Below are 22,788 nucleotides of genomic sequence, written 5' to 3'. Positions count from 1 at the left end.
CACCGGTTCAAGGCCGGGAGGTCGAGATCGGATCCGCCGCGAACGGGACGGCGCTTCGCCCGTCGAGGGCGTGAGTCGATTGGGCTGCCACCGCGGCCGCCGCGGCCGCGGCCTCGACCAGCGGCGAGCCTCGCACCACGGCCGCGAGGAGTGCGCCATGGAAGACGTCGCCGGCGCCGAGCGTCGAGACCGGCTCGACCTCGACGGCGGGCACGTGCACGACGGCGTCGCCGTCGAGCACCTCGGCGCCGTCGGACCCGGAGGTCGCGACGACTCGGAAGGCCCCCGCGTCGCGCGCGGCGCGCAACGCGGTCGCCGGATCGGCGCCGAACCGCGCGGTGAGCACCGCGAGCGTCGGCGCGTAGAGCTGCACGCCGGCCAGGTCGAGCGAGTCGACGGGGTTGCCGTCGTCGATGCTGAGTCGCAGACCGGGCCGCTCCACGATGGCCGCCCGAGCGGCCGCATACCCCGTCTGGTCGACGTGCAGCCACTCGACGTCGGCCGAGAGATCACGGATGTCACGGGCCACCGGCTCAGCCGACGCCGACGTGACGATCGTGCGCGCGCCCGAGCCGCGTTCGACGAGCACGACGCTGCGCGCCGTCGTCGCGTTGCGATCGATGCGCAGCAGGGTCGTGTCGACGCCCTCGGACTCCAGCGCGGCCCGCGCCTCGCGGCCGGCCTCGTCGTCGCCCACCACGCCTGCGAACCCGACCGGCACGCCGAGTCGCGCGAGCGTCACGGCGGCCGTCGCGGCGGGCCCCCCGCCCGCCACGACGAACTGTTCGGCGACGACTCGCTCGTCGCGACCCGGCAGCACATCGACCAGCGCGATGGTGTCGACGGTCACCGAGCCCACGCAGACCACGGTCGGCACGGCGGTCACTTGACGGCCCCCGCCGTGAGGCCGGCGACGAGGTAGCGCTGGAGGATCAGGAAGCCGACGACGATCGGCACGCTCACCACGAGCGATGCGGCCATCACCTGGTTCCAGTACACGTTGACCTCGGTGGAGTAGGCCTGCAGACCGATCGAGAGCGTGCGGGTCTCGTTGTTCGTCATCTGCGAGGCGAACAGGATCTCGCCCCAGGCCGTCATGAACGAGTACACGGCGACCGCGATGATGCCGGGCCGGGCCGACGGCAGCACGACGCGGAAGAGCGCGCCCATCGCCGTCGTGCCGTCGACGCGCGCGGCCTCGTCGAGGTCGCGCGGGATGCCGTCCATGTAGCTCGCCAGCATCCAGATCGAGAACGGCAGCGTGAATGTGAGGTACGTCACGATGAGCCCGGCCTGGGTCTGGTAGAAGAGCTGGAACCCGAGCGCGCGGTCGATGTTCACGAAGATGATGAACAGCGGCAGCAGGAACAGGATGCCGGGGAACATCTGCGTCGACAGCACCACGCCCGAGAACGCACCGCGACCGCGGAAGCGGTATCGGGAGATCGCGTAGGAGGCGAAGATCGCGATGATCACGCTCGCGGCCGTGGCGCAGACCGAGACGACGAGGCTGTTCCAGAAATAGTGCGCGAGCGGCACCGTCGACCAGATGTCGATGAACGGCTGGATGGTGAACTCGCTCGGCCACCACTCCCACGGACCCTGCACGTCGCCGAGGGGCTTCAGCGACGACGACATCATGACGTACAGCGGCACGGCCGTGAACAGCACGAGCGGAACGAGCACCACCCAGCGAAAGATCTTGAACGAGCGCGGCTCATGCATCGCGGCGCACCTTTCTGTTCCAGACCGCCCAGAGTGCGGCGACGAGGATGAGGAAGAGCATCAGCAGCACGCTCATCGCGGCGCCGAGTCCGAAGTTCCACTGGATGAACGAGCTCTGGTAGATGTTCACGACCAGCAGGTTGGCGCTGTCGGCCGGTCTGGCGCCGAACAGCACGAATGGCGTGTTGAACTCGCGGAAGGTCCACAGGAACAGCAGGAGCAGCAGCACGGAGTTGATCGGCCGCATGAGTCCGAGCGTGATGTGGCGCATCTGCTGCCAGACGCTCGCGCCGTCGATCGCGGCCGCCTCGTAGAGCTCTTCGGGGATGCCCTGCATGCCGGCCATCGTCATGAGGAACGCGAACGGCCACTGCTGCCAGACCGAGACGATGACGAGCGACCAGAAGGCGTTGTCGCCGATGAGCCAGAACGGCGCGGTGTCGGTGAGGTGCAGATTGTCGACGAGCAGTTCGTTGAGCAGGCCAGTGTCGCGCTGGAAGATGAACTTCCACGTGATGATGCCGGCGTACGCGGGGATCGCATAGGGGATGAGGAAGAGCGTGCGCAGGAACCCGCGTCCTCGGAAGCTGCGCTGCAGCACGATCGAGGCCGCCATGCCGAAGAGCCAGGACGACCCGACGGTCAGGATCGTGAAGGCCAGCGTCACGCCGAACGACCGCGCGAGCTGGGCGCCGAGCGGGTTCTGGAAGTCGAGTGCGATCTGGAAGTTGCCGAATCCGACGAACGGCGCGCTCAGCCAGTTGGTGATGTAGAACTGCGTGAGCTGGATGAAGCTCATCCAGACGCCGACCACCATCGGGACCACGTGCACGAGCAGTTCGAACACGATCGCCGGCAGGATGAGCAGGTAGGGAGTGATCCGGCCCCAACTGAGCCGTCGTGAACGTCGCGGGGACGGCGTACCGGTCGTGACGGGACGCGGCGCCTTCGCTGCGGCCTCGTGCTCGACGAGTGTGCTTGACATTCGTTCTCCTGTCGTGGGCGCCGTCCCGGCCGGAGGGCCGGGACGGCGCCGGTGAGGTCGGAGGTCGCGCCGGCGACCGCCGGCGCGGCCCGTCAGCTGGTGGCCATCTTCTGCTGCGCCTCGTTCAGCATCGCTTCGATATCCGCGTCGGTGGGCGTCGCGCCGGTCGCCGCCTCGGCGAAGAGCGCGACCACGCCGCCGCCGACGTTCGCCTGGTAGGCGGACACGGTCGGCACCTGCGACATCGGAATGGCGTGGTCGGCGAGGATCAGGCTCCACATGTCCATGAGCTCGGGGAAGTCCTCATAGGCCGAGGCGGGGACGTCCTTCAGCGGGGGCAGCGTGCCGTACGCCTTGTTCAGGGTCTCGGACACCTCGGGGCTGGTCATGAACTTCACGAACTCGAGCGCGGCTTCCTTGTGCTTCGTGTTCTTGAAGACCGAGATGTTCGTGCCGGCGATGAAGCTGCCGACCTCGTCGCCGCCCGCCGGAGCCGGCACGGGCACGACGCCGTACTGCGACGGGTCCATGCCGTTGGCCTGGAGCGCCGCCACGTTGCCGGTCTGCGCCATGTACATGCCCGCTTTGCCCGCCGCGAACTCGCTGGTCGCCTGGGTGCCGTCGGTGAACTGCGCGTTCGACGGGTTCATGACCTTGGCTTCGGACATCAGGTCGAGGTACTGGCGTACGCCCGCGATGTTCTCGTCGGTGACGAAGTCGGGCTCACCGGCCTTGTCGAACGGCGAGCCGCCCGCCTGGGCCGTGAAGATGTACTGGATGTGCATGGCCACGTTCACGGTGCCGGCCGGCGCGACGATGCCCCAGGTGTCGGTGGCGGGGTCGGTGATCGCCTTCGCGGCGTCGACGAGTTCCTCCCACGTGGTGGGCGCCTCGAGGTTCTTCGCCTCGAAGAGCGCCTTGTTGTAGAAGAGGCCGTAGACCTGGCTGTAGAGGGGCAGGGACGTCGGCGCAACGCCCTCGGGCCCGGTCGTCTGCCACGCGGATTCGAGGAACTTGTCCTTGCCGCCGACGGCGTCGAGGTCCTCGCCCTCGAACGGCAGGAATGCGCCGGTCGTGTTCAGCGTGGTGGCGTTCGTGTTGCCGATGTTGACGACGTCGGGGCCCTGGCCCGAGACGGCCGCCGCGAGCGTGTTGTTCGTCATGTCGCTCCACGGGATGACCTCGAGGTCGACCGTGATGCCCGTCTGCTCCTCGAACTTGTCGAGCTCGGGCTGGAGGATCTCGACGTCCGCGTCGAGGCTGGGGCCCTGGTTCGTGGCCCAGTACTTGATGGTGGTGCCCGCGTACGGCTTGCTGGCGTCGGTCGGCGCAGGACTCTCGCCGCTCTGGGCGCATCCGGCGAGACCGACCGTGAGTGCCAACACGGCCGCGCCCGCTGTGAGGATTCGGATCTTCATTGAGCGAACTCCCTGGGTGAGGTGGCTTCGGGGAGCTGCAGGACCGGCTCCCCTTCGAGGTCACCATTGAAACACTCACAAAAAATGTTGTCAATAGAACATTCTACGTGCGATTGCGCGCGCTGCAGGCGTCACCCGACGAGCCCGCCCACGAGGACCACGAGCAGCTGGGCGGCAGCCACCAAGACCGGAAGCAACAGGACGAGCAGCACCGACCCGACGGTCGACACGATCACCGGCAGTCGATCGGATCCGGCCCGCCTGCCCGCCCGCACGAGGGCGATCACGCCGTACACCACCGAAACCACGGCGAGCACGGCGACGATCGGCACCAGCAAGGGGATGAACATCACCCCGGCCCGATGCACCGCATCGCTCGGCACGAGTCGCACGATCAGGGCGAGCGCGATGCCGGCGCCCGCAACGCCGAGGGCCCACAGGAAAAACTCGCGGGAACGGATGGCAGGAGAGGTCGTCGTTGACACATTTGCCAGTCTACTGGTTCGGAAACTCACATTCTCGGTCGCTCCGCGCAACGCCGCGCAACGCAACACACCGCCCGACTACGCTGGACTCATCCCGCATTTCTCCCGAGGAGTTCTCCGTGCCTGAAACCGCAAGCGCCAACATCGGGGTCGTCGGCCTCGCCGTCATGGGCTCGAACCTGGCCCGCAACCTCGCCAGCCGCGAGGGCAACACGGTGGCCGTGTTCAACCGCTCCCCCGAACGCACCCGCACCCTGGTCGACGAGCACCCCGAGGCCGGCTTCATCGCGTCCGAGAGCTACGACGAGTTCGTCGCCTCGCTGCAGAAGCCGCGTACGGCGGTCATCATGGTGCAGGCCGGCAAGGGCACCGACGCGGTCATCTCGGAACTCACCGCCCGCTTCGAGCCGGGCGACATCATCGTCGACGGCGGCAACGCGAACTTCCACGACACCATCCGCCGCGAGGCCGAGGTGCGCTCGCACGGCCTGCACTTCGTCGGCATGGGCGTCTCGGGCGGCGAAGAGGGCGCGCTCAACGGCCCGTCGCTCATGCCCGGCGGCACCGCCGAGTCGTACGAGACCCTCGGCCCGATCCTGCGCACGATCGCGGCGAAGGCCCCCGAAGACGGCGAGCCGTGCGTGACCCACGTCGGCACCGACGGCGCCGGCCACTTCGTGAAGATGGTGCACAACGGCATCGAGTACGCCGACATGCAGCTCATCGCCGAGGCGTACGACCTCATCCGCCAGGGCACCGGCAAGAGCCCGGCCGAGATCGCCGACATCTTCGCCGCGTGGAACACCGGCGAACTCGAGAGCTACCTCATCGAGATCACCGCCGAGGTGCTGCGCCAGGTCGACGCCGCCACCGGCGAGCCGCTCGTCGATGTCATCCTCGACGCCGCGGGCGCGAAGGGCACCGGCGCCTGGACGGTGCAGAACGCCCTCGACCTGGGCGTGCCGACCTCGGGCATCGCCGAGGCCGTGTTCGCCCGCTCGCTGTCGTCGAAGGCCGCACAGCGCGAGGCATCCGCCGACCTGCCCGGCCCGGCCGAGGCGTGGACGGTCGCGCCCGAGGACGCCGACGCCTTCATCGAGGACGTGCGGCGCGCCCTGTACGCGTCGAAGATCATCGCCTACTCGCAGGGCTTCGACGAGATCATCTCGGGCGCCGAGCAGTTCGGCTGGAACATCGACAAGGGCGAGATCGCGAAGATCTGGCGAGCCGGATGCATCATCCGCGCGCGCTTCCTCAACCGCATCGCCGAGGCGTACGCCGACGACCCCAGCCTCGTCGCGCTGGTCGTGGCGCCGTACTTCCGCGACGCGATCGCAGGTGCCCAGGAGAGCTGGCGCCGCGTCGTGCAGATCGCCGCGGGCGCAGGCATCCCGACCCCGGCGTTCTCATCGTCGCTCGCCTACTACGACGGCCTGCGCGCGAAGCGCCTGCCGGCCGCGCTCATCCAGGGGCAGCGCGACTTCTTCGGCGCGCACACCTACCGTCGTATCGACAAGGACGGCGTGTTCCACACGCTCTGGTCGGGCGATCGCACCGAGATCGAGACCGAGCCCAGCTGGCACTGAGCGCACCCGACGAGCGCCCAGCCGCACTGAACGCTCGCACCACGCACCCATGGGAGCGCCATCGCGGGCTACGATGGTGCTCCCATGAGCAACGACTCGACGGCTGACGACTGGCATCCCGAGCTCGCGGCCGCCGACGACGACGAGTGGCCGGCGCGCGGCGACCGACGGCGACGGATGCTGCGCGGCGTCGTATTCGTCGCGCTCGCGGCGATGGTGCTGCCGATCGTGCTGTCGCTGTACGGCGTGGCGTACAACGCCGCAGCACGCTCGTGCGTCGCCGTCGCGCGGGCGTTCGACGCCGGCTCGACCGGTGCGCACGTCGCGTTCGATCTCTTCGGCCCCGGCGGACCGGGATGGCTCTGCTACGCCGAGTCGCCCCACGACAGCCGGCTCGTCGCGAACCTCGGCGTGATCCCCGGGCCGCCGCGATTCATCGACGGGCCGGGGCGCGATATCTAACCCTCGGGGCGCGTCGTATCCTCATCGGGCGCCGGGAACACCCGCTTGTAGCTGCGCCCGTCGGGCAGTTCGACGGTGCGCGCCTCGAGCTGGCCGCGCGATACCCGCTGGTAGATCGCCTGTGGGGTCACACCCAGCTGCTTCGCCGCCTCCGCGACCGAGAGCCCCGGCAGGTCGGCGGGTTTCGACGACGGCCGGTGGCGCTTGCGCCGCCGGCTCGCCTCCTGCCGGTCGGCGATGGCGTCGTCATCGCCCGCCCAGCGGTACTTCGCCGCGGACGGGCTGAGGCCCGCAGCATCCGCGACGTCCTCCCAGGTCGCACCCGACGCGAGCGCCTCGCGCACCGCGGCGAGCGCGGCCGGGTCGGCTTCGAGGGCGGCCACGAGCGAGCGGATGCCTCGGAGCCGCTCGAGCGGCGGAGCATCCGCGTCGTCGAGCGCGACGAGGCGCGCGAGCGCCGCGGCCGTTCCCTCCGACAGGAACCCCATCTCAGCCGTTCAGGAGCCCGTTGCGCACCTGGCGGCGCAGCACCTTGCCGATCTGCGACTTCGGCAGCTCGGCGACCTGCACGACGCGCTTGGGCACCTTGTAGGGCGTGAGCCCGTTGCGCGCGAACGCACGGATCGCCTCGGGGTCGAACGCGGCCCCCTCGCGCAGCACGACGACCGCGACCACCTGCTCGCCCGAGTGCTCGTCGGGCACGCCGACCACCGCCGCGTCCTCGACGTCGGGGTGGTGCAGGATCGCGTCCTCGACCTCGGTCGGCGCGACGTTGAAGCCGCCGGTGATGATGAGCTCCTTGATGCGGTCGACGATGCGCACGAACCCGGCGTCGTCGATCGCGACGATGTCACCCGTGCGGAACCACGGCGAACCGCCGTCGGGGTCGTCGACGAACACCGCCTCGGTCTCCTCGGGCTTCTTCCAGTAGCCCTGGAACACCTGCGGACCGCGCACGATGAGCTCGCCCTCGGCGCCGGGCGCGACATCCGTCATCGGGTGGTCGGGGTCGACCACTCGGCACTCGGTCGACGGCAGCGGCAGGCCGACCGTGCCCGCCCGGCGGTTGTCGGCCACCGGGTTGGCCATCAGCACGGGCGAGCACTCGCTGAGACCGTAGCCCTCGACGAGGTATCCGCCGGTGCGCTCCTCCCAGGGCTCGACCACGTCGGTCGACAGCGCCATCGCACCCGAGATCGCGATCTGGATGCCCGCGAGCGACACGCCCTGCGCGTCGGCGGCCTGCGTGAGCCGCTTGTAGATCGGCGGCACCGCCGGCAGGAACGTCGCCGGGCGCTTCTTCACGACCTTCAGGATGAGGTCGGGGTCGGGCTTCGGGAACAGCACCAGCCGCGCACCCATGCTCATCGCGAACGTCAGACAGAGGGTGAGCCCGTACGCGTGGAACATCGGCAGCACCGCGTAGACGACCGCGGTGCCGCGCGGCACCTGCGGCACCCAGGCCCGCGCCTGCGCCGCGTTCGCGAGCAGGTTGCCGTGCGTGAGGGTCGCCCCCTTCGGGTTGCCCGTCGTGCCGCTCGTGTACTGGATGAGGGCGACATCGTCGACGCCGGGCGTGAAGATGTGCGGGTCGATGGGGTCGGCCTCGACCAGCTGCTCCCAGCGCACCGTGCCGCGCACCTTCGTCGTGAGGGCGTCGCGCGACTCGCGCGCCTTCGCGATCGGCAGCCGCAGCGCCGCGCGGGTCGCGAACGGCATCGCCCGGGTCACGTCGACCGAGACGACCGTCGGCACCGCGACATCCGCCGGGAAGCCCTGGATGGTCTCGACCGTCTTGTCCCACGCGATCGCCACGCGCGCGCCGTGGTCTTCGAACTGGTGGCGCAGCTCGCGCGGCGTGTACAGCGGGTTGTGCTCGACGACGATCGCGCCGAGCCGCAGCACCGCGTAGAACGCGACGATGTGCTGCGGGCAGTTCGGCAGCACGATCGCCACCGGGTCGCCCTTCTGCACGCCGAGCAGCCGCAGCCCCTCGGCGGCCCGTTCGATCTGCGCGCCGAGGTCGGCGTAGGTCGTCTCGCGGCCGAAGAACTCGAGTGCGGGTCGGTCGGGGTACTGCGCGACCGACTCGCGGATGAGGTCGTAGAGGGACCCCTCGGAGGCGTCGATGTCGTCGGGCACCCCCTCGGCGTAGCTATCGAGCCAGGGACGCGGGGTCGAGGTGGTGCTCACCGATGCATCCTACGCGGCGCCGTCGAACATGCTCGTCACCGAGCCGTCTTCGAAGATCTCCTTGATCGCGCGCGCCAGCAGCGGCGCGATCGGGAGCACCGTCAGACGGTCCCAGCGCTTGTCCTCGGGGACCGGCAGGGTGTCGGTGACGACGACGCGGTCGATCACGTCGGACTGCAGGATCTCGACCGCCGGCGGCGAGAACACCGCGTGCGTCGCGGCGACCACGACGCCCGTGGCGCCGTTCGCCTTCAGCGCCTCGGCCGCCTTCACGATGGTGCGGCCGGTGTCGATGAGGTCGTCCACGAGCAGGCACACCCGGCCTTCGACCGTGCCGACGATCTCGTGCACCGAGACCTGGTTCGGCACCAGCGGGTCGCGGCGCTTGTGGATGATCGCCAGTGGCGCACCGAGCTTGTCGCTCCAGATGTCGGCGACGCGCACCCGGCCCATGTCGGGCGAGACGACGGTGAGCGTCGACGGGTCGAGCGTCTCTTTGAACTCGTTGAGCAGCACCGGCATCGCGAACAGGTGGTCGACCGGGCCGTCGAAGAAGCCCTGGATCTGCGCCGCGTGCAGGTCGACGCTCATGATGCGGTCGGCCCCGGCGGCCTTGAACAGGTCGGCCACGAGCCGGGCCGAGATCGGCTCGCGACCGCGGCCCTTCTTGTCTTGCCGGGCATAGGGGTAGAACGGCGCGACCACGGTGATGCGCTTCGCGGAGGCCCGCTTCAGCGCGTCGACCATGATGAGCTGCTCCATGAGCCACTCGTTGATCGGAGACGTGTGCGACTGGATCACGAACGCGTCGGCACCGCGCACGCTCTCGTCGTAGCGCGCATAGATCTCGCCGTTCGCGAACGTGCGCGCATCGGTGGGTACGAGCTCGCTGCCGAGTTCTTCGGCGATCGACTCGGCGAGCGCGGGATGCGCACGGCCCGAGACCAGCACCAGTCGTTTGGATCCGGCGGTCTCGATTCCCGACATGTGTGCTGTCCTTCCGCCGGCCCCGGCCGGGCTCAGTCGGTGCCGTTCTCGCCCTGCCCGGCCTGCGCCGCGGCCTCCGCGGCAGCAGTGCCGGCCCGGTGGGCGAGGACCCACCCTTCGATGTTGCGCTGCGGCGCGACGTTCACCGCGAGAGATCCGGCAGGGACATCCTTTCGGACGACCGTGCCCGCCCCCGTGTACGCGCCGTCACCAATCCTAACGGGCGCGACGAAGACACCGTGCGACCCCGTGCGCACGTGCGAGCCGATCTCGGTGCGGTGCTTGTTCACGCCGTCGTAGTTCGCGGTGATCGAGCCGGCACCGACGTTCGATTCGACGCCGATCTCGGTGTCGCCGATGTAGCTGAGGTGGGGCACCTTGCTGCCGTGCCCGATCGTCGCGTTCTTCGTCTCGACGAAGGTGCCGATCTTGCCGTCGGCGCCGAGCACGGTGCCGGGCCGCAGGTAGGCGAAGGGTCCGACGGATGCCGCCTCGCCGACGACCGCGAGCGTGGCATCCGTGCGCTTGACCTCGGCGCGCGGGCCGATCTCGCAGTCGACGAGCGTCGTGTCTGGGCCGACGATCGCGCCGGCCTGCACGAGCGTCGCGCCCTTCAGCTGCGTGCCGGGCCGGATGGTCGCGTCGGGCTCGATGCGCACCGCGAGGTCGATCCAGGTGGTCGCAGGGTCTTCGATCGTGACGCCCGCGAGCTGCCAGCCGCGCACGATGAGCGCGTTCAGACGGGCGGCGGTCTCGGCGAGCTGCGCCCGGTCGTTGATGCCGGCGACGAGCCACGGCTCCGAGACCGGCACCGCCTCGACCTCGCTGCCGGCCGACCGCAGCAGCCCGATCAGGTCGGTCAGGTACTTCTCGCCCTGCGCGTTCTCGGTGGTGAGGTTCGCGAGCTGGTCGCGCAGCGCGCCCGCTCCGAACGCGTACACGCCCGCGTTGATCTCGTCGATCGCGCGCTCGGCATCGGACGCGTCTTTCTGCTCGACGATGCGGTCGAAGGCGCCGGATGCATCGCGCACGATACGCCCGTAGCCGGTCGGGTCGGCGAACCGGGCGGAGAGGACGGATGCCGCGACGCCTGCCGCGCGATGCTGCTGCACGAACGCGGCGAGGGTGTCGGCGTTCAGCAGCGGCACGTCGCCGTTCAGCACCAGCACCTCGCCGTCGAAGCCCTCGGGCAGTGCCTCGAACGCGAGCTCGACCGCGCGGCCGGTGCCGGGCACCTCGTCCTGGTCGACGATCGACGTGCCGGGGAACTCGGCCTCGATCGCCTCGGCGACGAGGTCGCGCTCGTGCCGCACGACCGCGAGCACCTCGGCGGCGTCGAGGGCGCGCGCGGTCGCGAGCACGTGCGCCACGATCGGAGCGCCCGCGAGCGGGTGCAGGACCTTCGGCAGTGCGGACTTCATGCGGGTGCCCTGACCGGCGGCCAGGACGATGATCGCGAGGTTCTGATCGGTCATGCTCCGCCACCAGGATTCGAACCTGGTCCTCACAGCTCCAAAGGCTGTCGTGCTGCCGTTACACCATGGCGGATCGCGCCTCGGGCGCGGGTCGGAACCCGCCGGGCACGCCCTCAAGTCTGCCACGAGGCATCCGGGTGTCTCTCCCGCTGCCTCGCTGCCTGCCTGCCAGCCCGCCTGCCAGAATGTGCTCATGGCGGACAGCGACGAGGTGGACCGGATCGTCGGCGACTGGGAGCGCGAGCGCGGCGACCTCGATTTCGCGCCGCTGCAGGTGTTCTCGCGCGTCGACCGCCTCTCGAAGCACCTCGACCGCGCGCGCAAGCACGCGTTCACCCAGTCGGGACTGGAGTCGTGGGAGTTCGATGTGCTGTCGGCGCTGCGCCGCGCCGGCGCGCCCTACCGGCTCAGCCCGAAAGCGCTGCTGCAGCAGACGCTGGTCTCGAGCGGCACGATGACGAACCGCATCGACCGGCTCGTGTCCCGAGGGCTCGTGAGTCGGCAGACCGATCCGCACGACGGGCGCGGCATCCTCGTCGAGATGAGCGCGGCCGGACTGACCCGCGTCGATGCCGCGATCACCCGACTCGTCGACGCCGAAGCCGAGCTGCTCGCCGGGCTGCCGTCGGGCGAGCAGCGGCGGCTGGCGTCGCTGCTGCGCAAGCTGAGTCTCGGGTTCGATTGATGACGCCGCAGCATCCCGGCCGATCGCTGATGCCCTCGCGAGCCCGACCGAAGCCAACGGCGACGATCGTGCTGGCCGTCGCGGTCGGCCTTCTCGCGATCGGCGCGTGGGTCGCGACGCTGCTCGTTCCGAACCCGCAGCCGCCGACCGTCGAGGCTGCGACCGCGAAGGTCACCGCGCATCTCGATCGGATCGAGGGCACGCTTCCGGCGGCCATCGTGCTCGACCGCTCCGAGGAGATCACCCGTGCCGCCTGCCCGCTCGACGGGCGCGGCGACCAGGCCGACGTGCGGCGGGTCGTCGGGATCGACCCCGCGTTCGATCGGGTGGGCTGGTCGGCCGGCCTTTCGGAGGCGTTCTCCGAAGCCGACGGCTGGGTGGTGCGGGTCACCGCGCTCGAGTCGCGTGAGAACCTCGACATCCGCATCGTCGGTCGCGACCTGATCGTGATCGAGCTCACCGCCCGGGGCGGAGACGAGCAGGCGCGCATCGAGATGAGGTCCACGAGCGAATGCAGTCGGGCCGGGTGAACGGGCCGGGTGAACGGTGGAGAACTCTCGAACATACGTTCGCATCTCTGTAGGCTGACCGCATGCTCATCGACACCGCAGCTGCTCCGGCCGCCGCCGGGTCTCCGGCGGTCGCCGCGTTCGATGCGCGGTCTCCGTACGTGATCGCGCAAGACAGGCTCGGCGCCCTCGTCGATGCCGCCGCGCAGGCCCGGCGCATCGAGGCGATGCAGAAGTCGGTGCAGGTGGGCATCATCCACGCGGCCGTCGAGTACGCGCTGCACCATGCCGACGCGTTCAGATCCCCCGCGTTGTCCGTCGAGCGGCGCCACGAGATGGCGCGGCGGGCGGTGACGAGCGAACTCGCAACCGCTCTGCGCATCGCCGAGCGCACCATGCTGCGCCTCATCGACGAGGCGTGGTCGCTGTGCGCGCAGCTACCCGCGACCTTCGCAGCTCTGGGCGCCGGGGAGATCGACTACGCCGCCGACGGCATGGCCTGGCTGCATCTGCATCTGCATCTCGATGCTTCCGACGCGATGCTCATCTGCGACCGCGTCGAGCGGGTCGCCGCCGACGCGGCTGACGCCGACGACCCGCGCACGCCCGCGCAGATCCGCGCCGACGTCGCGCGCGACCTGCTTCGCTCGGCGGTGCCGCCGGTCGGCGAGGCGTTCCATGTCGCGGCCGCCACAGCGCGGCCGACGGTGCATGTCACAGTGCCCGTGCTCACGCTGCTCGGTGTCGAGGATGCCCCCGGCGAGCTCGACGGGTACGGCCCCATCGCACCCGAGGTCGCACGTCGGCTCGCGGCACAGGCGCCGTCGTTCACCCGGCTGCTCACCCATCCCGTCGATGGGGTCGTCCTCGACCTCGACCGCACGGTCTACCGCCCGCCAGCCGACCTCAGCAGATGGCTGCGGGTGCGCGATGAGACCTGTCGGTTCCCGGGCTGCAATCGCCGGGCGGCCCGCTGCGACCTCGACCACACCGACGATTTCGCCGACGGCGGCCGTACGGCGTTCGACAATCTCGCGCACCTCTGCCCCGGGCACCACCATCTGAAGCACGAGTCGGCCTGGTCGGTGCGTCACCGTTCCGACGGCGTCCTCGAGTGGCGGTCGCTCACCGGGCGCACCTACGTCACGAAGCCGGCCACGGCGATGCGAGCCCTGGCGCGAGGTGCGACGACGGTCACGCGGTTCCCCGACGCAGGCTCCGACGGCATCGATCGAGATCCGAATCCGGTAGGCGCCGCACCTCGAGCGGCGTCGCCGGGCGATGCAGCGCCGACGGCCGCGCTCGGGTATCCGCCCGAACCGCCGTTCTGAGCGCTCTCGCCCCTCCGCGTCATCCAGCCGACCTCACGCGTAGTCGTCGGGCGCGAACCAGCGGATGCCTCGCGAGTGCGCGATGAACTGCGCTCGCACGGGCACCTCTTCGGCGCGGCACGCGTCGGCGAGCTCGCGCGCCCAGGCACGATCGGCCGGGGTCGACACGGCGGAGCCGGGACGCTCCCAGACGAACACGACGCTCGCAGCCCCGAGCTCCTCGACCATCATGGCGAGACGGTCGGCGAGCAACTGGGCCGCGGTGCCCGAGAACCCGCCCTCGTCGCTGACGGGTTCGGTCGGGTCGTGCGGATACCCCGCCATCGGCATGATGACCGGCAGTTGACGGCCGTCGGCATCGAGGTAGAGGGTCCACCACTGGCGCCGGAACGCGGACTGCAACAGGTCGGCGACCCGGCGCTGCAGTGCGTCGTCGTCGGTGAGCGGAATGAGGGCGGCTTCGTCAGCGGGAATCGTCATGCCGACGATGCTCGCGCGAGTCGGCGCGCAGATTCCGCCGGAACGCGTGAGGTGTGACATCCGGCACTTCCTCCCCTCCTGGGGAGGAGTGGACCGGCCTCAGCGCCGCAGCACCACCCGCGCCAGGCGATTGCCGAGGAACTGCACCGCTTGCACGAGCAGGATCACGAGGATCAGCGCCGCCCAGGTGACCACCGGCTCGAACTGCCGGAAGCCGTACTGGATCGCGAACGTCCCGAGCCCACCACCGCCGATGAGCCCCGCGAGAGCCGACATGTCGACGATCGCGACGAACACGAACGTGTAGCCCAGGATCAGCGGCCCGAGCGCCTCGGGGATCACGATCGTGAACGTGATGCGCCACGGCCCCGCGCCGGCCGCTTTCGCCGCCTCGATCACGCCCGGCGACACCGTGAGCAGGTTCTGCTCGACGATCCGGCTGATGCCGAACATCGCCGCGAGCGACACCATGAAGATGAACGCGGGGTCGCCGATGCCCTTGCCGACCACGAGTCGCGCGAGCGGCTGAGCCGCGGCGAGGAAGATGATGAACGGGATCGGCCGGAAGATGTTGACGACCACGTTCAGCACCCCGAACACGAACCGGTTCGCGAACAGGTTGCCGGCCCGCGTCGAGTAGAGCCCCAGGCCGATGACGAGGCCGCCGAGCCCACCGAACAGCATCGACCAGACGACGATGTTCAGCGTCTCGAGGGTCGCCTCGAAGAGCTTGGGCAGCAGGGGGATGAGCACGTCCATCAGGCGGCCTCCACAGCGTCCTGCGAGCGCAGATCGTTCACGGGCATACGCACGTCCATCAGGCGGCCTCCACGATCTCGACGCGATCGCGCAGGCGGGCGAGGGTCTCGTCGATCACCCGGTCGGATGCCTCGAGCGAGAGTGTCAGGTGACCGAACGCGCGACCCTGGATGTCGTTGACGCCGCCGTAGACGAGTTCGAAGGCGATGCCGGCGCGGGCGAGTTCGACGAAGACCTCGGCCTGCGCGGCACCGCCGTCGTGGAATGACACCGTCACGATCCGCCCGCGATGCCGCGCGCGCAGACCGGCGAGCTCGTCGGGCGACGGCACGCCCTTGATGACGGTCGACACGAACCGACGCGACGCGGGGTGCTCGGGCCGCGAGAACACCTCGAACACCTCGCCCTGCTCGATCACGCGACCCTGCTCCATCACGGCGACCTTGGTCGCGAGGTTCTGGATGACATCCATCTCGTGGGTGATCACGACCATCGTGATGCCGAGGTCGCGGTTCACGGTGCGCAGCAGGTCGAGCACCTCGTGCGTGGTCTCGGGGTCGAGCGCGCTCGTCGCCTCGTCGGCCAGCAGCAGCCGGGGCGCGGTCGCGAGCGCCCGTGCGATGCCGACGCGCTGCTTCTGCCCGCCAGAGAGCTGCTCGGGGTACTGCTTCGCCTTGTCGCCGAGGCCGACGAACCCGAGCAGCTCGTCGACCCGCGCACGAATCTCGGCGCGCGGCCGGCCCGCCACATGCAGCGGGTACGCGATGTTGCCCGCGACGGTGCGTGACGAGAAGAGGTTGAACTGCTGGAAGATCATTCCGATGCCGAGCCGCTCACGACGCAGGTCGCGTTCGGGCAGCGCGGTGAGGTCGGTTCCGGCGATCGAGATGCGACCCGAGGTCGCCGGTTCGAGCGCGTTGACGAGCCGCACGAGCGTCGACTTGCCGGCGCCCGAGTAGCCGATGACGCCGAACACGTCGCCCTCGTGGATGTCGAGGTCGACGTGGTCGACGGCGACGACGGGGTCGCCGTCGCGCGTGGTGGGCGGGTACGTCTTCACGACGTCCCGGAGTTCGACGAGTGCCATGCGGTGCGTGGTTTCTGCGCGAGCTGCGCGGGGAGGGAATCGGATGTCACGCCGGATGACCCGGGCGAGGTTCGCACCGGGTCATCCGACGGGATCTGAGGCGAAGCGTACTGAACCCGAGCCTCAGCCCTTGGCCGCGATGTCGGCCTGCACCTTCTTGAGCGAGGCGACCAGGTCGTCGACCGGGGTCTTCAGCAGCACCGCGGTGCCGCCCGAGTTCTCGAGCACGCCGTCCTGGACGGCCTGGGTGTCCTGGTAGATCTCGACGAGCTTCTGGTAGGTCGGGTTGTCGACGTCGTCGGCGCGGGCCGCGAAGATGTTCACGTACGGCAGCGCGTTCGGGTCGCTCGGGTCGTCCTGCGCGATCGCGTCGGAGGCTTCGAGGCCCGCGTCGGCGATGAAGTCGTTGTTGATGATCGCGGCGGCCACGTCGGGCAGCGAGGTCGGGGTGAGCGTCGCCTCGAGGGTGGTCACCTTGACGCGCGACTTCGCCTCGTCGATGTCGTCGACGGTCGAGAAGATGCTGCCGCCGCCCTTGAGCGACACGAGACCGGCCGACTGCAGCACGAGCAGGCCGCGGGCCTGGTTCGACTCGTCGTTCGGGATCGCGACGGTCTCGCCGTCGGGGATGTCGTCGACCGAGTCGTACTTGGTCGAGTAGAGCCCGAGCGGGTAGATGGCGGTCGAGCCGATCGGCTGCAGGTCTTCGCCGGCCGCTTCGTTGTAGGTGGCGAGGTACACGATGTGCTGGAACTGGTTGAGGTCGATCTCGCCCTCGGTGAGCGCCGGGTTGGGCTGCGTGTACTCGGCGAAGTCGACGATCTCGACCGGGATGCCGGCGTCGGCCGCGGCCTCGGCGTAGGTGGCCCAGTAGGGGTCGCTCGCACCGACGACACCGATGGTGATGGGTTCATCGCTCGAGCCGCCGTCGGCCTCGGAGCCCGCGGAGGTGGCGCAGCCGGCCAGGAGCGCGGCGATCGGAAGTGCGGCGAGCGCGGCGACGACGCCGCGACGGATGGTGCGCTGTGACATTGGATCCCTTTCTGGTCGGGCTCGGCCGGGCGCTGGTGGCGGTGAACGGGAAACGGCACCGATCACGAGCGCCTGGTCGGGCGCGGATCGGTGCCGCCGTGGCACGAGCTCGGGATCAAGACTAGGTGCAGGATCTGCGACGGCTCGGCCAACATGTCACCGTATGACGCAGAATCCTCGACGAAGAAGACTGAGCAGGCGTCAGCTTTCCAGCTGCTCCGACAGCTCGAGCCAGCGGGTCTCGAGATCGGCGACGGATGCTTCGAGGTCACCGAGTTCGTCGCCGAGCACGCCGAGGCCCACGTAGTCGGATTGGTCGTGGCGGGCGAGCTTCTCATGGTGCTCGGCGATCTGCGCCTGCAGCTTCTCGAGCCGGCGGTCGATCGACGAGAGCTCCTTCTCGGCGGCGCGGCGAGCCGCGCCCTCCAAGGCCGAACCGGCCGGAGGGGCCGAATGGGCCGGAGGGATCGGAGCGGTCGCACGTGCCGGCGAGGCATCCGTACCGGCCTGGACCTGCCCGGCTCGCAGCCGCAGGTACTCCTCGACGCCGCCGGGCAGATGCCGCAGGTGCCCGTCGAGGATCGCGTACTGCTGGTCGGTGACGCGCTCGACGAGGTACCGGTCGTGCGAGACGACGAGGAGGGTGCCGGGCCACGAGTCGAGCAGATCCTCGATGGCGGCGAGCATGTCGGTGTCGAGGTCGTTGGTCGGCTCGTCGAGGATGAGCACATTCGGCTCCTGCAGCAGGATGAGCAGCAGCTGCAGGCGCCGCTTCTGGCCTCCGGATAGGTCGCGCACGGGCGTCGCGAGCTGGCGGCTCGAGAAGCCGAGGCGCTCCAGCAGCTGCCCGGGGGTGAGCTCGACCGCCTTCGAGCCCGCGCCGATGGTGTAGCTCGAGCGCTGTTCGGCGACGACCGCGCTCACCCGGTGGTCGGCGTAGCGGGCGAGTTCGTCGAGCTCCTGGCTGAGGGTCGCGATGCGCACGGTCTTGCCGCGCTTCACCCGACCGCTCGTCGGGGCGACCGCACCGGTGACGAGGCCCAGCAGCGTCGACTTGCCGGCGCCGTTGACGCCGAGGATCCCGGTGCGCTCACCGGGCGCGATGCGCCACTCGACGTCGCGCAGCACGGTGCGGGTGCCGCCGCCGGGCGCGGGGTACTCCACGCCCGCGTCGAGCAGGTCGACGACGTCCTTGCCGAGGCGTGCGACGGCGAGCCGATCGAGTTCGACCCGGTTTCGCGGCGGCGGCACGTCCTCGATGAGCTGGTTCGCCGCATCGATGCGGAACTTCGGCTTCGACGTGCGCGCCGGCGCGCCACGGCGAAGCCACGCGAGCTCCTTGCGCATCAGGTTCTGCCGGCGGGCCTCGGTGGCCGCCGCCATCCGGTCGCGCTCGACGCGCTGCAGGATGTACGCGGCGTACCCGCCCTCGAACGGCTCGACGACGCCGTCGTGCACCTCCCACGTCACGGTGCACACCTCGTCGAGGAACCACCGATCGTGCGTGACGACGACGAGCGCACCCTGTCCGCTCGCCCAGCGCTGCTTCACATGCCCGGCGAGCCACGCAATGCCCTCGACGTCGAGGTGGTTCGTGGGCTCGTCGAGGAACACCACGTCCCACTCCCCCACGAGCAGCGCGGCGAGCCCGACCCGACGGCGCTGGCCGCCCGAGAGGTCGCCGACGCGCCCCTGCCACGGCACGTCGCCGAGCAGGCCCGCGATCACGTCGCGCACCTTCGCGTCGCCGGCCCACACGTGCTCGTCGATGCCGCCGACCACGGCCTGGGCGACGGTCAGGTCGGGATCCACGGTGTCGGCCTGGTCGAGCATGCCGATACGGATGCCACGCCGCTGCGTGACCCGCCCCGAATCCGGTTCGAGGCGGCCGGCGAGCAGCTTCAGCAGCGTCGACTTGCCGTCGCCGTTGCGCCCCACGATGCCGACCCGGTCGCCGTCGGCGAGCCCGACGGTCACCTCGTCGAAGACGATGCGGGTGGGGAATTCGAGGTGCAGGCGCTCGGCGCCGAGGAGGTGTGCCATGTCCTGTCGAGCCTAGCCGCGCCGATGCCGCCCCTAGAGTTGGGGAATGGATCCCGCCATCGCGACCCTCGCGATCCTGGCCATCGCGATCGTCGCCTTCGTCTCGGGGCGCGTGCCCATCGGCATCGTCGCGATCGGCGTGGCGATCGCGCTCTGGGCGACCGGCGTGCTCACGCTGCCCGAGGCGCTCGCAGGCTTCGGCGACCCGACCGTGCTGTTCATCGCCTCGCTCTTCGTGGTGAGCGAGGCGCTCGACGCGACCGGCGTGACCGCGTGGGTCGGCCGCCAGGTGATCGGCCGCGCCGGCGTGCGCCGCGGGCGGCTCACCGCGGTCATCGCGCTCATCGTCGCCGTGCTCGCCGCGTTCATCAGCATCAACGGGGCCGTCGCGGCGCTCCTGCCCGTCGTCGTCGTGGTCGCGGCGCGCGCGAAGATCGTGCCGTCGCGGCTGCTCATCCCGGTGGCGTTCGCGGCGAGCGCCGGGTCGCTGTTGACGCTCGCCGGCACGCCCGTGAACCCCCTCGTGTCCGACACCGCGGTCGCGGCCGGCGGCCGGGCGTTCGGGTTCTTCGAGTTCGCGCTCATCGGCGTGCCGATCGTGCTGTGCACGACCGCGATCGTGGCGCTCGCCGGGGGCCGACTGCTGCCCGAGCGCCGGCCCGCGACCGTCGAGGGCTCGCGCGACACCGAGGAGGCGGCTCGCACATTCCGCGACGAGTACGCGGTGTCGCTCGACACCACGTCGCTCTTCACGGCCGATGAGGGCGTCACCGAGGTGCTCATCGCCCCGCGCTCGCCGCTCATCGGCCGTCGCGTCTGCGCGGGCATGCGCACACTCCGCGAGGACCTGCTCATCCTCGCCGTTCGCCGTGGCGACGACGGCGGCCCGAATGCCACCCAGGCCGACCCCGCGGGTTACCTCACGCTGCGCGCGGGTGACGCCGTGCTCGTGCAGGGGCCGTGGCCCGCACTCGAGCGCTACGTGCAGTCGCCCGAGGTGATCGCGGTGAGCGCGCCGGGCACGCTGCAGCGCGGGGTGCCGTTCAGCCGCGGCGCGTGGCGTTCGGTGATCATCCTCGCGGCCATGGTCGTGCTGCTGGCGACCGGGCTCGTGCCGCCGGCCGTCGCCGGGCTCGCCGCGGCGGGCGCGCTCGTGCTCACTGGCGTGCTCAGCGTTCCCCAGGTGTACCGATCGATCTCGTGGACCACGGTCGTGCTGATCGCCGGCATGATCCCGCTGTCGACGGCGATCGTGTCGACCGGTGCGGCGGAGTGGTTCGCCGACCTCGCGGTCGCCATGACCGGCGGGGCATCCCCGCACCTCGTCCTGCTCGTGCTGTGCGTCGTGACCGTCGCCCTCGGACAGTTCATCTCGAACGTCGCGACCGTGCTCGTCGTCGCCCCGATCGCCGTCTCGGTCTCGGCGATGCTCGACGTGAGCGTGCAGCCGTTCATGATGGCGCTCACTGTCGCCGGCGCGGCCGCCTTCCTCACCCCGATCGCCACGCCCGTGAACCTCATGGTGATGCAGCCGGGCGGCTATCGGTTCGGTGACTACTGGCGGCTCGGCCTGCCGCTCGCGATCGTGTTCATCGCGTTCGCGGTGCTGGTCGTGCCGTTGATCTGGCCGTTCTGAGCTGGATCTGGCCGTGCTGAGCGCACGCCTCAGCCGTGCACGATGCGGGTGCCGCCGACCGGGCCGTGCACGTGCAGCGCGGTGCGCCGCGCGGCCGACAGCGCGACCTGCAGCTCGATGGCCGACTCGGCGCTCTCGGTGAGGAACGCCACGGTGGGGCCCGACCCCGACACGAGGCCGCTCAGCGCTCCGAGCGAGACGCCGAGGTCGAGGAGCTCGGCCAGGTCGGGCGCCAGCCGCAGCGCGGCATGCTGCAGGTCGTTGCGCACCGCACGCGCGAGCAGCTCGGGGTCGCCGGCGCGCAGTGCGTGCAGCACCTCGGGGTCGACGACCGGCGAGCCGGCCGGAGCCGCGGCCGGTCCGCGTCGACCGGTGCCGAGCTGCTCCTCGCGGATGCGATCGAGCTCGGCGTACACGGCGGGCGTCGACAGGCCGTGGTCGGCGACCACCAGTACCCAGTGGAACGATCCGGTCGCCAGCGCAGGGCTCAGCCGATCGCCGCGGCCCGTGCCGATCGCGGTGCCGCCGGTGAGGGCGAACGGCACGTCGGCGCCGAGCTCGGCCGCCATCGCGTGCAGGTCGTCCTTCGAGAGCGCCGTGCCCCACAGGGCGTCGCACGCCACGAGGGCGGCCGCGGCATCCGCCGAGCCCCCGCCCATGCCGCCCGCGATCGGGACGTGCTTGTCGATCTCGAGGTGCACCCCGCCCGGCACGCCGGCCGTGCGCGCGAGCAGCCGCGCCGCGCGGATCGCGAGGTTCGTGCGGTCGGCGGGCAGACCCGTGGTGTCGACCGAGCCGGTGAACGCGACGGTGAATTCGTCGGACGGCCACGCCCGCAGATCCTCGTAGAGCGAGACCGCCTGGTACGCGGTGGCCACGTCATGGTAGCCGTCGGCGTCCAGCTCGCCGACGCGCATGAAGAGGTTGATCTTGCCGGGCGCCCGGACGTGCACCGCCTCGTCGGTCGCCGCGATCGTCATGCGTCCACGCTAACCGACCGGTCGCGGTCCGAGACGATCGAGCCGGGTGTGCAGGGCGCGCGCGATGCGGAGGAAGTCGTCGACGCCGAGCTGCTCGCCGCGGGCCTGCGGGTCGACACCGGCTCGCTCGAGCACCGCGGACGCCTCGGCGGCCGATCCGCCGAGCACGCCCGAGAGGGCCTGGCGCAGCATCTTGCGTCGCTGCTGGAACGCCGCATCGACGATCTCGAAGGTCGCCCGCCGCTCGGCCTCGGTTCCGGGCGGATCGCCGGGCGCTCCGCGGCGCGAGAATCCGACGAGCACTGAGTCGACGTTCGGCACCGGCCAGAAGACGAGCCGCGAGACCTGGCCCGCGATGCGCCAGTCGCCGTACCACGCGGCCTTGACGCTCGGCGCCCCGTAGACCTTCGAACCCGGACCCGCCGCGAGACGGTGCCCGACTTCGGCCTGCACCATGACGATGCCCGACTCGATCGACGGCACATGCTCGAGCAGGTGCAGCAGCACGGGCACCGACACGTTGTACGGCAGGTTGGCGACGAGCCTGACGGGCGGCTCGCCCGGCAGCTCGGTGACCCGAAGCGCGTCGTCGTGCACGACGGTGAGGGCCGCGCCGGGCTGCATGAGGGTCGCGGTGTGCGGCAGCTGCTCGGCGAGCCGCCCGTCGATCTCGACGGCGACCACCGACGCGCCCGTCTCGAGCAGGCCGAGCGTCAACGACCCGAGCCCCGGGCCGATCTCCAGCACGGTCTCGCCGGCCTCGACGCCCGCGGTCTGCACGATGCGCCGCACCGTGTTGGCGTCGTGCACGAAGTTCTGGCCGAGCTTCTTCGTCGGCGTCACGCCGAGGATCTGGGCGAGATCGCGGATCTCGGCCGGCCCCAGCAGCCGGGGTCTGGCCGGCGCCCCGTCGCCCTCGTGCCGATGCAC

Annotated in this window: 22 protein-coding genes and 1 tRNA gene; 6 read left to right on the top strand and 17 right to left on the bottom strand. The window is 70.5% G+C overall.

What is annotated here, in order from left to right; all coding sequences use genetic code 11:
- Positions 1–7 precede the first annotated feature (7 nt).
- The 5 genes from FLP10_RS13980 to FLP10_RS13960 form a co-directional block, all read right to left on the bottom strand.
- Positions 8–886, bottom strand: coding sequence for a carbohydrate kinase family protein (locus tag FLP10_RS13980; RefSeq protein WP_246150030.1), 879 nt, complete (start codon positions 884–886; stop codon positions 8–10).
- On the bottom strand, positions 883–1,725 hold the full coding sequence (locus FLP10_RS13975) for a carbohydrate ABC transporter permease (protein WP_149161426.1): 843 nt from the start codon (positions 1,723–1,725) through the stop codon (positions 883–885). The genes FLP10_RS13980 and FLP10_RS13975 overlap by 4 nt, the downstream gene beginning before the upstream one ends.
- The gene (locus tag FLP10_RS13970) at positions 1,718–2,710 is read right to left on the bottom strand and encodes a carbohydrate ABC transporter permease (RefSeq protein ID WP_149161425.1); all 993 of its coding nucleotides are present in this window, start codon (positions 2,708–2,710) and stop codon (positions 1,718–1,720) included. The genes FLP10_RS13975 and FLP10_RS13970 overlap by 8 nt, the downstream gene beginning before the upstream one ends.
- Before the next feature lie 92 nt (positions 2,711–2,802).
- Entirely contained in the window at positions 2,803–4,128 is a 1,326-nt protein-coding gene (locus FLP10_RS13965) for an ABC transporter substrate-binding protein (RefSeq protein WP_149161424.1), read from the bottom strand.
- A 131-nt stretch (positions 4,129–4,259) separates the two neighbouring features.
- The gene (locus tag FLP10_RS13960; protein ID WP_149161423.1) at positions 4,260–4,613 is read right to left on the bottom strand and encodes a hypothetical protein; all 354 of its coding nucleotides are present in this window, start codon (positions 4,611–4,613) and stop codon (positions 4,260–4,262) included.
- A gap of 119 nt (positions 4,614–4,732) precedes the next feature.
- On the opposite strand from FLP10_RS13960, the gene gndA reads away from it, so the two are divergent.
- Positions 4,733–6,199 (top strand): NADP-dependent phosphogluconate dehydrogenase, encoded by a 1,467-nt coding sequence (gndA, locus tag FLP10_RS13955; RefSeq protein WP_149161422.1) that lies wholly within the window; start codon positions 4,733–4,735, stop codon positions 6,197–6,199.
- Between the two features lie 84 nt (positions 6,200–6,283).
- On the top strand, positions 6,284–6,661 hold the full coding sequence (locus FLP10_RS13950) for a hypothetical protein (protein WP_149161421.1): 378 nt from the start codon (positions 6,284–6,286) through the stop codon (positions 6,659–6,661).
- Here the strand turns inward: FLP10_RS13950 and FLP10_RS13945 are convergent.
- From FLP10_RS13945 to FLP10_RS13925, 5 genes are all read right to left on the bottom strand, one after another.
- Entirely contained in the window at positions 6,658–7,149 is a 492-nt protein-coding gene (locus FLP10_RS13945) for a hypothetical protein (protein WP_149161420.1), read from the bottom strand. The genes FLP10_RS13950 and FLP10_RS13945 overlap by 4 nt on opposite strands.
- 1 nt (position 7,150) lies before the next feature.
- A complete protein-coding gene (locus tag FLP10_RS13940; RefSeq protein WP_149161419.1) occupies positions 7,151–8,854 on the bottom strand; it encodes a long-chain-fatty-acid--CoA ligase in 1,704 nt (567 codons plus the stop codon).
- Positions 8,855–8,863: 9 nt separating this feature from the next.
- On the bottom strand, positions 8,864–9,841 hold the full coding sequence (locus FLP10_RS13935) for a ribose-phosphate diphosphokinase (RefSeq protein WP_149161418.1): 978 nt from the start codon (positions 9,839–9,841) through the stop codon (positions 8,864–8,866).
- Between the two features lie 32 nt (positions 9,842–9,873).
- Positions 9,874–11,316: a bifunctional UDP-N-acetylglucosamine diphosphorylase/glucosamine-1-phosphate N-acetyltransferase GlmU gene (gene glmU, locus FLP10_RS13930; RefSeq protein WP_149161417.1), complete on the bottom strand. Its 1,443-nt coding sequence runs from the start codon at positions 11,314–11,316 to the stop codon at positions 9,874–9,876.
- A 1-nt stretch (position 11,317) separates the two neighbouring features.
- Positions 11,318–11,389: transfer RNA gene (locus FLP10_RS13925), tRNA-Gln, on the bottom strand.
- 120 nt (positions 11,390–11,509) lie between these two features.
- Between FLP10_RS13925 and FLP10_RS13920 the strand changes: the two genes are divergently transcribed.
- From FLP10_RS13920 to FLP10_RS13910, 3 genes are all read left to right on the top strand, one after another.
- The gene (locus FLP10_RS13920) at positions 11,510–12,001 is read left to right on the top strand and encodes a MarR family winged helix-turn-helix transcriptional regulator (protein WP_149161416.1); all 492 of its coding nucleotides are present in this window, start codon (positions 11,510–11,512) and stop codon (positions 11,999–12,001) included.
- A 29-nt stretch (positions 12,002–12,030) separates the two neighbouring features.
- Positions 12,031–12,531, top strand: a complete 501-nt coding sequence (locus FLP10_RS13915; RefSeq protein WP_149161415.1) for a hypothetical protein — start codon at positions 12,031–12,033, stop codon at positions 12,529–12,531.
- Positions 12,532–12,593: 62 nt separating this feature from the next.
- A complete protein-coding gene (locus FLP10_RS13910; protein ID WP_149161414.1) occupies positions 12,594–13,841 on the top strand; it encodes an HNH endonuclease signature motif containing protein in 1,248 nt (415 codons plus the stop codon).
- Positions 13,842–13,874: 33 nt separating this feature from the next.
- Here FLP10_RS13910 and FLP10_RS13905 read toward each other — a convergent pair whose 3' ends face one another.
- From FLP10_RS13905 to FLP10_RS13885, 5 genes are all read right to left on the bottom strand, one after another.
- A complete protein-coding gene (locus FLP10_RS13905) occupies positions 13,875–14,321 on the bottom strand; it encodes a hypothetical protein (RefSeq protein ID WP_149161413.1) in 447 nt (148 codons plus the stop codon).
- Between the two features lie 99 nt (positions 14,322–14,420).
- On the bottom strand, positions 14,421–15,080 hold the full coding sequence (locus FLP10_RS13900; protein WP_149161412.1) for a methionine ABC transporter permease: 660 nt from the start codon (positions 15,078–15,080) through the stop codon (positions 14,421–14,423).
- Between the two features lie 58 nt (positions 15,081–15,138).
- Positions 15,139–16,167 (bottom strand): methionine ABC transporter ATP-binding protein, encoded by a 1,029-nt coding sequence (locus tag FLP10_RS13895; RefSeq protein WP_149161411.1) that lies wholly within the window; start codon positions 16,165–16,167, stop codon positions 15,139–15,141.
- 123 nt (positions 16,168–16,290) lie between these two features.
- Positions 16,291–17,199 (bottom strand): MetQ/NlpA family ABC transporter substrate-binding protein, encoded by a 909-nt coding sequence (locus FLP10_RS13890; protein WP_149161410.1) that lies wholly within the window; start codon positions 17,197–17,199, stop codon positions 16,291–16,293.
- A gap of 201 nt (positions 17,200–17,400) precedes the next feature.
- Positions 17,401–19,242 (bottom strand): ABC-F family ATP-binding cassette domain-containing protein, encoded by a 1,842-nt coding sequence (locus tag FLP10_RS13885; RefSeq protein ID WP_149161409.1) that lies wholly within the window; start codon positions 19,240–19,242, stop codon positions 17,401–17,403.
- Positions 19,243–19,288: 46 nt separating this feature from the next.
- Here FLP10_RS13885 and FLP10_RS13880 point away from each other — a divergent pair, with 46 nt between their 5' ends.
- On the top strand, positions 19,289–20,878 hold the full coding sequence (locus FLP10_RS13880) for an SLC13 family permease (protein WP_149161408.1): 1,590 nt from the start codon (positions 19,289–19,291) through the stop codon (positions 20,876–20,878).
- Positions 20,879–20,907: 29 nt separating this feature from the next.
- On the opposite strand, the gene FLP10_RS13875 is transcribed toward FLP10_RS13880, so the two are convergent.
- Entirely contained in the window at positions 20,908–21,858 is a 951-nt protein-coding gene (locus FLP10_RS13875; protein WP_149161407.1) for a 4-(cytidine 5'-diphospho)-2-C-methyl-D-erythritol kinase, read from the bottom strand.
- Between the two features lie 9 nt (positions 21,859–21,867).
- Positions 21,868–22,788 (bottom strand): 16S rRNA (adenine(1518)-N(6)/adenine(1519)-N(6))-dimethyltransferase RsmA, encoded by a 921-nt coding sequence (gene rsmA, locus FLP10_RS13870; RefSeq protein ID WP_168209202.1) that lies wholly within the window; start codon positions 22,786–22,788, stop codon positions 21,868–21,870.

The sequence above is a fragment of the Agromyces intestinalis genome (genome assembly GCF_008365295.1).
GTDB lineage: Bacteria > Actinomycetota > Actinomycetes > Actinomycetales > Microbacteriaceae > Agromyces > Agromyces intestinalis.
The sequence above is the reverse complement of the archived record's forward strand: the minus strand, read 5'-3'. Positions and strand labels throughout refer to the sequence as shown.

Bases quoted from the DNA above. Each gene is read 5' to 3' on its own strand.
- FLP10_RS13975 (WP_149161426.1), bottom strand. From the start codon at position 1,725: ATGCATGAGCCGCGCTCGTTCAAGATCTTTCGCTGGGTGGTGCTCGTT.
- FLP10_RS13970 (WP_149161425.1), bottom strand. From the start codon at position 2,710: ATGTCAAGCACACTCGTCGAGCACGAGGCCGCAGCGAAGGCGCCGCGT.
- FLP10_RS13965 (WP_149161424.1), bottom strand. From the start codon at position 4,128: ATGAAGATCCGAATCCTCACAGCGGGCGCGGCCGTGTTGGCACTCACG.
- FLP10_RS13950 (WP_149161421.1), top strand. From the start codon at position 6,284: ATGAGCAACGACTCGACGGCTGACGACTGGCATCCCGAGCTCGCGGCC.
- FLP10_RS13945 (WP_149161420.1), bottom strand. From the start codon at position 7,149: ATGGGGTTCCTGTCGGAGGGAACGGCCGCGGCGCTCGCGCGCCTCGTC.
- FLP10_RS13935 (WP_149161418.1), bottom strand. From the start codon at position 9,841: ATGTCGGGAATCGAGACCGCCGGATCCAAACGACTGGTGCTGGTCTCG.
- glmU (WP_149161417.1), bottom strand. From the start codon at position 11,316: ATGACCGATCAGAACCTCGCGATCATCGTCCTGGCCGCCGGTCAGGGC.
- FLP10_RS13920 (WP_149161416.1), top strand. From the start codon at position 11,510: ATGGCGGACAGCGACGAGGTGGACCGGATCGTCGGCGACTGGGAGCGC.
- FLP10_RS13915 (WP_149161415.1), top strand. From the start codon at position 12,031: ATGCCCTCGCGAGCCCGACCGAAGCCAACGGCGACGATCGTGCTGGCC.
- FLP10_RS13910 (WP_149161414.1), top strand. From the start codon at position 12,594: ATGCTCATCGACACCGCAGCTGCTCCGGCCGCCGCCGGGTCTCCGGCG.
- FLP10_RS13905 (WP_149161413.1), bottom strand. From the start codon at position 14,321: ATGACGATTCCCGCTGACGAAGCCGCCCTCATTCCGCTCACCGACGAC.
- FLP10_RS13900 (WP_149161412.1), bottom strand. From the start codon at position 15,080: ATGGACGTGCTCATCCCCCTGCTGCCCAAGCTCTTCGAGGCGACCCTC.
- FLP10_RS13895 (WP_149161411.1), bottom strand. From the start codon at position 16,167: ATGGCACTCGTCGAACTCCGGGACGTCGTGAAGACGTACCCGCCCACC.
- FLP10_RS13890 (WP_149161410.1), bottom strand. From the start codon at position 17,199: ATGTCACAGCGCACCATCCGTCGCGGCGTCGTCGCCGCGCTCGCCGCA.
- FLP10_RS13885 (WP_149161409.1), bottom strand. From the start codon at position 19,242: ATGGCACACCTCCTCGGCGCCGAGCGCCTGCACCTCGAATTCCCCACC.
- FLP10_RS13880 (WP_149161408.1), top strand. From the start codon at position 19,289: ATGGATCCCGCCATCGCGACCCTCGCGATCCTGGCCATCGCGATCGTC.
- FLP10_RS13875 (WP_149161407.1), bottom strand. From the start codon at position 21,858: ATGACGATCGCGGCGACCGACGAGGCGGTGCACGTCCGGGCGCCCGGC.